The 9082-nt window shown below is 68.7% G+C and carries 7 protein-coding genes; 5 read left to right on the top strand and 2 right to left on the bottom strand.

The features are described from left to right. The 5 genes from cobA to G9E11_RS14180 all read left to right on the top strand — a co-directional run. On the top strand, positions 1 to 811 hold an 811-nt coding region (cobA, locus tag G9E11_RS14200), incomplete at its 5' end, for a uroporphyrinogen-III C-methyltransferase (RefSeq protein WP_190606744.1). A 14-nt stretch (positions 812 to 825) separates the two neighbouring features. Next, entirely contained in the window at positions 826 to 2007 is a 1182-nt protein-coding gene (locus G9E11_RS14195) for a uroporphyrinogen-III synthase (RefSeq protein ID WP_190606742.1), read from the top strand. Positions 2008 to 2261: 254 nt separating this feature from the next. After that, positions 2262 to 3122, top strand: coding sequence for an FAD-dependent oxidoreductase (locus G9E11_RS14190; protein ID WP_190606741.1), 861 nt, complete (start codon positions 2262 to 2264; stop codon positions 3120 to 3122). A gap of 83 nt (positions 3123 to 3205) precedes the next feature. Then, on the top strand, positions 3206 to 3949 hold the full coding sequence (deoC, locus tag G9E11_RS14185) for a deoxyribose-phosphate aldolase (RefSeq protein ID WP_190606739.1): 744 nt from the start codon (positions 3206 to 3208) through the stop codon (positions 3947 to 3949). A 46-nt stretch (positions 3950 to 3995) separates the two neighbouring features. Next, entirely contained in the window at positions 3996 to 4229 is a 234-nt protein-coding gene (locus tag G9E11_RS14180; protein ID WP_003801920.1) for a hypothetical protein, read from the top strand. Between the two features lie 131 nt (positions 4230 to 4360). Here the strand turns inward: G9E11_RS14180 and G9E11_RS14175 are convergent, their stop codons facing one another. Further along, positions 4361 to 5182 carry a metal-dependent hydrolase gene (locus G9E11_RS14175; protein ID WP_190606737.1) on the bottom strand — a complete coding sequence of 274 codons (822 nt, stop codon included), beginning with the start codon at positions 5180 to 5182 and terminating at the stop codon, positions 4361 to 4363. Positions 5183 to 5187: 5 nt separating this feature from the next. Further along, on the bottom strand, positions 5188 to 8937 hold the full coding sequence (gene mfd / locus G9E11_RS14170) for a transcription-repair coupling factor (RefSeq protein WP_190606735.1): 3750 nt from the start codon (positions 8935 to 8937) through the stop codon (positions 5188 to 5190). Positions 8938 to 9082: the final 145 nt, after the last annotated feature.

The raw sequence follows: 9082 nt of genomic DNA, 5'->3' as shown, positions 1-9082 counted from the left end.
CGCCGCCGGCATTCCGGTGGCGGCCGAGCCGGCCGCCGGCCAGGCCGGCCACGTCACGCTGGTCGGCGGCGGCCCGGGCACCGGCGAACTGCTGACCGTTGCGGCCGTCAAGGCCCTGCGCGATGCCGACGTCGTGTTCTACGACCGGCTGGCCCCGTACCAGGAGCTGGCGTCCCTCACCTCCGCCGAGCTCGTCGACGTCGGAAAGCGCCCGGGACACCACAAGGTGAGCCAGGGCGACATCGAGAAGCTCATGGTCGCTTCCGCCTTGGAAGGCAACAACGTGGTGCGCCTCAAGGGCGGCGACCCGTACGTGTTCGGCCGCGGCGGTGAGGAAGTTGCCTCCTGCGTCGCCGCCGGCGTCCCCGTCCGGGTGATTTCCGGCGTCACCAGCGCCGTCTCCGTGCCGGCTGCCGCCGGCATCCCCGTGACGCACCGTGAAGTCAGCCACATGTTCACCGTCGTGTCCGGCCACGCACCGCTCACGGAGAAGGAACTCACGCACCTGGCCGGCCTGGGCGGAACGATCGTGGTCCTGATGGGCATCGGCACGCTGCACCACCTCGCCGCCGGCCTGCGCCGCGCCGGGATGCGCAGCGACATGCCTATGGCCGTGGTGGAGCGCGGCTACCGGCCGGGCCAGAAGACCACGATCGCGGAACTGGGCAATATCGCAACTGCCGCCGCCGGCTGCAGCAACCCCGCCGTCCTGGTGATCGGCGAGGTGGTGCGGGTGGCTGAGGCCAACCGCGGGCATGCCGAGGCCGAGGCGGAACTCGACCGCCTGGCGGCCTCGCTGCTGGGTTCGTGATAGGCATGAACGCAATGAATGTACTAGCCCCCACCGAAACATCACCCGCCGAGACAGCTCCCACCGGATCCGCTCTCACGGAAACCGCTCCGGAGGCGGCGGCCGAGGCCCCGCTGGAGGGTTTCCGGATCGGCGTGACGTCCCACCGCCGTTCGCGGGACCTCATCGAGGCCCTGGAGCGCCGCGGCGCCGAGGTCCTGCACGCCCCGGCACTGAAAATCGCCCCCGTGAACGAGGACATCAGCCTCATCGAGGACACCAAGGCGATCATCGCGGCCAAGCCCGACCTCTGCATCGCCACCACCGCCTACGGCATGCGCCGCTGGTGCGAGGCGGCGGACGCTTCGGGGATCGGTGAGGAGCTTCTGGAAACCCTGGGCGCCTGCCGGATGTTCGTCCGCGGACCCAAAGCCCGCGGCGCTGTCCGCGCGGCCGGCCTGGCCGACGTCGGAATCAGCAGCGACGAAACCACCGCAACGCTGGTGGACATGCTGCTGGCCGAAGGCGTGCGCGGCAAGACCGTGGCGGTGCAGTTGCACGGCTACACGGATGTCCGCCAGCTGGAACGGCTGCGGATGTCCGGTGCCACCGTCCTGACCGTGACCCCGTACCGCTGGGTGAAGCCCGACGGCGCCGACCGGCTCCCCCGCCTGATCGAGGCCGCCTGCAGCGGCAACCTGGACGTCCTCACTTTCACGAGTGCCCCCGCCGTGGACGCCATGTGGAGCACGGCCCACGAGATGGGGCTGTATAAGCAGCTCGTGGAGAGCCTCAAGACCACGGTGACAACCGCCGTCGTTGGTCCGGTGACGGCGCAGCCGCTGCTGGACGCCGGCATCACTCCCCTGGTGCCGGAACGGTTCCGGATGGGGGCGCTGATCAGGCTGGTGTGCGAGCACCTCGCGCTGAACCATGTGCGACGCCTCGACACGCGGTCCGGAAACGTGGAACTGCGCGGCCGCTCGCTGCGTATTGACGGCGAGCCGGTGGAGATCGCCCCGGCACCGCTGCTGCTGCTCCGCGCTCTTTTGGGCGCCGGCGGTGCGGTCCTGTCCCGGGAGTCCCTCTCCGAACTCCTGGAACTGCGCGGCTCAGTGCACGCGCTGGACATGACGGTCAGCCGGCTCCGCTCCTCCCTGCCCGACGGCAAGCTCGTCGAAACAGTGGTGAAGCGCGGTTACCGCATCCGCGTCTAACGCAACGCGGGGTCACTCAGCGCCCAATGAGGCCCTCCGATTGGGCCGTAAGTGACCCCGCGTTGCCTTGAACCGTGGAGGCGCCGCGGTGTGACCCACGTCATTACGGGTCCGTGAATACTGGCGAACGGGCCGAGAAAAACAGGCAACACCCGGGAAACACCCGCGAAAAACGTTCGCCCTAGGCTGGGTCCCATCAGCACAACAGGGCCCCCGATCGGCCCGCCTGGTGCAGCATTCGAAAGGGCCCGCACATGTCCGCTCCGGCACAGTTTCCGTCCACCGCCACCTCTTCTGCCAAGATTGTCATCGCCGGGGCAGGCCCGGCCGCCCAGGCCCTCGTGGCCCAGCTGGCCGCCGCACAGTTCTCCGGAACGGCAACGGTGCTAAGCAGCCGCGACGACGCCCCCGACGAATTGATGGAACTGGCCGCCCTGCCGTTCGTCTCCGTGCGCTTCGGCCAGCCCGCCAGCCACATCGATGCCGCCGCCAGGGTGGTCACCACCGCCGACGGCATGGAATTCGGCTACGACCAGCTCGTGATAGCCACCGGCTCGGCACCGGTGGACTCCCCCGTCGACGGCGCCGGAGGCTGCCTCAGCTACTCCACCATCGATGACGCCGCGAAGATCGGCCACGCCGTCAAGGAAGTCACCCGGGTCCTCGGCCGCCGGCCGCTGGGCATTCTGGTGGGCACGGGTCCCGCCGCCGGACAGGCCGAAGCAGTGCTTCGCGCCCGCGGCGTCCGGCCGGTCCGCGCCACTGCCCGGCCCGCCGCCGTCGTGCCGACGCTTGTAGGCTCCGTGCTGCCGGCTGCCGGCGTCGTGTTCGAGGACGGCAGCCGCATGAGCGGCGACCTGGTCGTCCTCGCCGAGGACCGGACGCCCCGGGACGGCCTGGCCGCCCCCGCCGGCGTGCAGACGGCGGCGTCCGGAGGGATCGTCGTCGGCCGCGACTTCCGCTCCTCCGTGCCGGGCATCTGGGCCATCGGGGATGCGGCAGCGTTCGACGGCGTGCGGCTGGGTCTGCTGGTGGCGTCCGGGTCCGCTGCCGGCATCTGCGCCGCGGAGCTGATGGCGGCACTTTCCGTGGGGCAACTGGCCACCGCTGCCTAGCTTTCCTGCTGTGGCAGGATGGTTCGCAAGGGCGCCGCGACACCCGGGGCGCCTTCGGCCAAAGGCCCATGGAAAGGACCAGCATGAGCAACGAAGCCAGCCCCGGAACGGGCACGGCGACCAGCCCCGCAGGATCTGCCGGGGAGGGCGGCGGGGCGCAGGGCATCGCTTCCTTCATCGACCACACGCTGCTGAAGCCAGAGGCGAGCGAGGCGGAAATCCTCAAGGTGTGTGCCGAGGCCGCCGAGTACAAGTTCAAGTCGGTGTGCGTGAACCCGGTGTGGGTCAAGACGGTGAAGACAGCGCTCAAGGGCACGGGCGTGCTCACCTGTTCCGTGGTGGGTTTCCCGCTGGGCGCCACGCCCCCCGACGTCAAGGCGTTCGAGGCCCGCGGGGCCGTGCTGGATGGCGCCGACGAAGTGGACATGGTCATCGACATCGCTGCGGCCAGGGCCTCGGACAAGGGCGCCCTGGTGGACGACATCAAGGCTGTCGCCGAAGCCGTCCACCAAGGCGAGGCGATCCTGAAGGTCATCATCGAGACGGCCCTGCTCAGCGACGACCAGAAGGTTTTGGCCTGCGAAGCGGCCGTGGAGGCCGGCGCCGACTTCGTCAAGACCTCAACGGGCTTCAACGGCAGCGGCGCCACAGTCGAAGATGTGGCCCTCATGCGACGCACCGTGGGCCCGGACCTGGGCGTCAAGGCCTCCGGCGGCGTGCGTTCCCTCGAGGACGCACAGGCTATGATTGCTGCAGGTGCAACACGTATTGGTGCCAGCTCCGGTATTGCAATCGTCAAAGGCGAACAGGGTTCGTCTGGGTACTGACCGGCGGCAGCCACAGTTTGAGCCCCGCGGGGCCGAGGAGGAATGAATGTCCAGCAAGATTGACCAGCAGGTAAAGACGCCCCAGAACGAGAACCCGCTGGCCGGCAGCATCGTTCTCTTTGTGGTCATCATGGCCCTGTTCCTGGGTGCCATCTACTCGCTGTCCTTCCTGTCCCTGGAGAACCCGTGGCCGATGGCCGTGTGCCTTGGCCTGTTCGCCCTGGCGTTCTGGATCCCGCAGACCATCACCGGCCGCTCGGATTCGGCGGGCGAATACTAAACGCCACGCAGACTTTGAAGCTGAAGCCCCGGACTGTTCCGGGGCTTCAGCTTTTTAACTGTGCATCACCGCAGTCCTGTCCTTCGGGCAGCCCGCGGTCGGGCCACCCCGAGGTCATGAAAGTCCGGGTCTCAGGTCAGGCCGAGCAGGCTGCTGGCCAGCCGGCCGGCCAGGGCCAGCGCCGCAGGGAAATGCGTGCCGGCCAGCGACCAGGCCGCCAGGCACATTCCCACCATGGCGTAGCCGCTCACCGGAATCAGCACCAGCCACTCCCGCCGCGAGCCGGCCCTGCCCAGCAGCGGGATGGAGAAGGCGCCGTTGGGCCGCCAAAAGTTCCTCAACACCCACAACCGGCGCAGGAACCGTGGCGGCTTGATCACCAGCGGCCAGAGCAGCGGAACACCCCCGGTGGTCACCATGTCCCCCACAATGTGGACCACGACGCCGATCAGCATGGACATGGGCAGCCACGTCCACTGGTGCGGTGCAAACCAGGTCACCAGGCCGGCCATGGCCAGGGCGAAGACCCAGTTGCTGATCCACCCGGACTTCGGAAACAGCTTCAGCGCTTTGGCCGCGATGTTGATCATGAACATGCACAGCAGCCCGGCACCGACGGACAGCACGCCCCACGGCGTGTCCACCTGGATCTGCGCCGCCACCGCGGCGAGCAGCACGAACATGGCCGCCCCCAGCACCGAATGCGTGCCCTGCCGGTGGCCGCCGCTGGCGTTCTCGATGCCCACCGCGATCATGTTGGACAGCGGCGGCAGCGAGTGTGCCACGGTGCTGGAGCGGTGGTCCCAGTCGCACACGAGGGCGGTGCCCGCCGTCGCCATGCCGCCGATCAGCACGCCGGTGGCATCCAGCGGATACCAGCCCAGGGTGTACGGCCCCGTCGAGGCAATAGCTACCCACGCCGCGGCTCCTGACGCGGCGTGGTGTCCTCCCATCACGGCTAGCCCTTCGTGGCTTCGAGCGGGACCGGAGCGTCGGAGAAAATGTTGCGGATGACGCCGTCGGCCCATGCCAGGATTTCGGCGTCCTGCAGGTCGCGGCCGCCGATCCTTGCCGTTTTCGGTTTGGGGATGAGGACGGCGTCGAGGGCGGGCTTGGACTGCGCGCCCGGGTACATGCGGTTGAGCCGCATGGTCTTCGATTCGGGCAGCTGCGCCGGGGAGAATTTGATGAAGTTCCCCTGCAGGGCGACGTCGGAGAGCCCGGCTTCGCGGGCGCCCACCCGGAAGCGCGCGACGGCGACGAGGTTCTGAGCGGGCAGCGGCGGCTCGCCGTACCGGTCCACGAGCTCGGCGAGGACTTCCTCGATGGCTTCGTTGGTGAGTGCCGACGCCAGCTTCCGGTAGGCCTCCAGCCGCAGCCGCTCCCCCGGCACGTAGTCGTGCGGCAGGTGCGCGTTGACGGGCAGCTCGATCTTCATCTCGGCGGCCTTCTCCTCGGCTTCGCCGCGGTACTCGGCCACGGCCTCGCCCACCAGCCTGATGTAGAGGTCGAAGCCGACGCCCTGGATGTGGCCGGACTGTTCACCGCCCAGAAGGTTGCCGGCGCCGCGGATCTCCAGGTCCTTCATGGCCAGCTGCATGCCCGCGCCGAGTTCGTTGTGGGTGGCCACGGCCTTCAGCCGTTCCAGCGCCACCTCGCCCAGGGGTTTCTCGGACGGGTAGAGGAAGTAGGCGTAGGCGCGTTCGCGTCCGCGCCCGACGCGTCCGCGCAGCTGGTGGAGCTGCGACAGGCCGTACTTGTCCGCGCCGTCCACAATCAGGGTATTGGCGTTGGAGATGTCCAGGCCGGTTTCGATGATGGTGGTGCACACGAGGACGTCGAAGCGCTTCTCCCAGAAGTCCACGATCATCTGCTCCAGGCGGCTCTCGGACATCTTGCCGTGTGCCACCTCGACCCTGGCTTCGGGGACAAGTTCGCGGATTTTGGCTGCCGTCTTTTCAATCGTGGACACGCGGTTGTGGACGAGGAACACCTGGCCCTCGCGCATCAGTTCGCGGCGGATGGCGGCGGAGGTCTGCTTGTCCGTGTACGGGCCCACATAGGTGAGCACGGGGTGGCGCTCCTCCGGCGGGGTGGCCAGCGTGGACGTTTCGCGGATGCCGGTCAGGGACATCTCCAGCGTGCGCGGAATCGGGGTGGCGCTCATGGCCAGGACGTCGACGTTGGTGCGCATCTTCTTCAGCGCTTCCTTGTGCTCGACGCCGAAGCGCTGCTCCTCGTCCACGATCACCAGGCCGAGGTCCTTGAACTCAAAGTCCTTGGACAGCAGCCGGTGCGTGCCGATCACCACGTCCACGGATCCGTTCTTCACGCCCTCGGCCGTTTCCTTGGCTTCCTTCGACGCCTGGAACCGGGACAGCGGCTTGACGCGCAGCGGGAAGCCGCTGAACCGCTCGGTGAACGTCTCATAGTGCTGCTGCGCGAGCAGGGTGGTGGGCACCAGCACCGCCACCTGCTTGCCGTCCTGCACCGCCTTGAAAGCCGCACGGACGGCGATCTCGGTCTTCCCGTAACCGACGTCGCCGGAGACCAGCCGGTCCATGGGGATCTCCCGCTCCATGTCGGCCTTGACCTCGTTAATGGTGGTGAGCTGGTCCGGGGTCTCCACGTACGGGAAGGCCTCCTCCAGCTCGCGCTGCCACGGCGTGTCCGGCGCGAAGGCATGGCCGCGCGACGCCATCCGGGCCGAGTAGAGCCGGATAAGCTCGCCGGCGATCTCCTTGACCGCCCGGCGCGCCTTGGACTTGGTGCTGGCCCAGTCCGCGCCGCCCATCTTGCTGAGCGCGGGCGTGTCGCCGCCGACGTAGCGGGTCACCTGGTCCAGCTGGTCGGTGGGCACGAACAGCCTGTCCCCCGGCGCCCCGCGCTTCGATGCCGCGTACTCCAGCACGAGGTACTCGCGCACGCCGTCGCCGCCGCCTGCCACCTTGCGCTGGATCAGTTCCACGAACCGGCCGATGCCGTGCTGTTCGTGCACCACATGGTCGCCGGCCACCAGCTGCAGCGGATCCACGGCGTTACGCCGCTTCGACGGCATGCGGCGCATGTCCTTGGTGGAGCCTGCGGAGGTGCGGCCCAGCAAATCAGCCTCGGTCAGGAGACCGAGTTTCAGTCCGTCCAGGACAAAACCGCGTCCGACGGCGGCAGTGGTCACCTCGATGATCCCCGCCTGGGGTTCGTGGTCCAGTGTGTCCACCCGGGCACAGGGGATGTCCGCGTCGTGGAACAGTTCGGCCAGGCGCTGCGCGGGGCCCGGGCCCTCGGTGGCCACCACGATCCGCCACTGGTCCCGCACGTGCGAGCCGATGAAGTCCATCATTTCCGCCACGTCACCCTGGTAGCCGCGCGGTTCGCGGGCGTGAAGGTTGAGCACGTCAATGTCCGGTGTCAGTTCCTCGTCCGTGGCCAGCGACGTGATGGACCACCAGGACACCTCGTGCCCCAGCGCCGCTGAGCGGGTCTCGGTCAAGGAACGGAAGCTGGCGGAATGCAGGGCTTCCGAGGCCTGCGCACTGAGATCCAGCGGCGCGGTTCCGCCGTCCGAGGCCGTGGACCACGCCGCCTCCAGGAACTCCTCGTTCGTGGCCGCGAGGTCGTGGGCGCGGGTGCGGACCTTCTCCGGTTCGATGACCACGGAGATGGACCCCGCGGGCAGCTGTTCCATGAACGGGACCATGGCGTCCACGAGGACGGGCGCGAGGGATTCCATGCCTTCCACGGCGATGCCGCCTGCGATCTTCTCCAGCATGTCGGCAGCAGCGGGCAGCTGGGGCTTCAACGTGGCAGCCCGGGACATAACCGATGGCGTGATCAGGATTTCCCGGCAGGGCGGGGCGTGGAGTTCGGTGGGGTGATGCACGCCGGGGGCGGACAGCGAGCGCTGGTCGGCGACGGCGAACCAGCGCATCTGGTCCACCTCGTCGCCGAAGAACTCCACCCGGATGGGGTGGTCCTCGGTGGGCGGGAACACGTCCAGGATGCCGCCGCGGACGGCGAATTCGCCGCGGTGCGTCACCATGTCCACCCGGGAGTAGGCGGCGGCCGCAAGGTTCCGGATCACGTCATTGAACGGAACCTCCTGACCGACCTTCAGCGTCACCGGAACGAGTTCCCCCAGGCCGGCCACGATCGGCTGGACCACCGCCCGGACCGGGGCCACCACGACGCGGAGGGGGCCCCCCGCGTTTTCCGGGTGGGCTGCGCTATCAGGGTTCGTTGCGCTGTCACGGCGGGATTCGTCTTCAGGATGCGCCAAGCGCCGCAGGACCGACAGGCGGCGGCCCACCGTGTCCGAACGCGGGGAGAGCCGCTCGTGCGGGAGGGTTTCCCAGCTGGGGAACTCGGCCACGGCGTTGGCCGGCAGGTAGGCGCGGAGCGCGGCGGCAAGATCCTCGGCCTCACGTCCCGTGGCGGTGACGGCGAGGACCACCCCCGGCGCGGTGTGATCCGCGGCTGCGCCGTCGTTTTCTGCTGTCTTCAGCAGGCCGTCCGCCATCTCCGCCAAGAGCACGGGCCGCAAACCTGCGGGCGCACTGATCTGGTAGTCCTCGCTGCGGCCGCTGAAGCTCCGCGCCGCTTCGGCCTGCACCCGGGTGAACGTCCTGTCCGCCTGAAGGGCACGGCGCAGGCCGTCGAGGGGCAGGCCGTTGGAGGGCTGGCCGGTGGGGCTCTGGCCTTTGGAGCTCATGGGCAGGATCTCCTGGAATCTCATTCGAACGCAGGCAACACGAAAAGCCGAGATTCTTGCGAATGCCGGGGCTTCCAGCCTACCCCCGCGGGCAGTCGCGGGGCATCCGGGCCCCGGTGCCGCATTGCTAAGCTTGCTGAGCAGG

The organism is Arthrobacter ipis, from assembly GCF_014694315.1.
GTDB lineage: Bacteria > Actinomycetota > Actinomycetes > Actinomycetales > Micrococcaceae > Arthrobacter > Arthrobacter ipis.
Note: the sequence above shows the minus strand (reverse complement) of the source record. Positions and strands in the feature narration are given on the sequence as shown.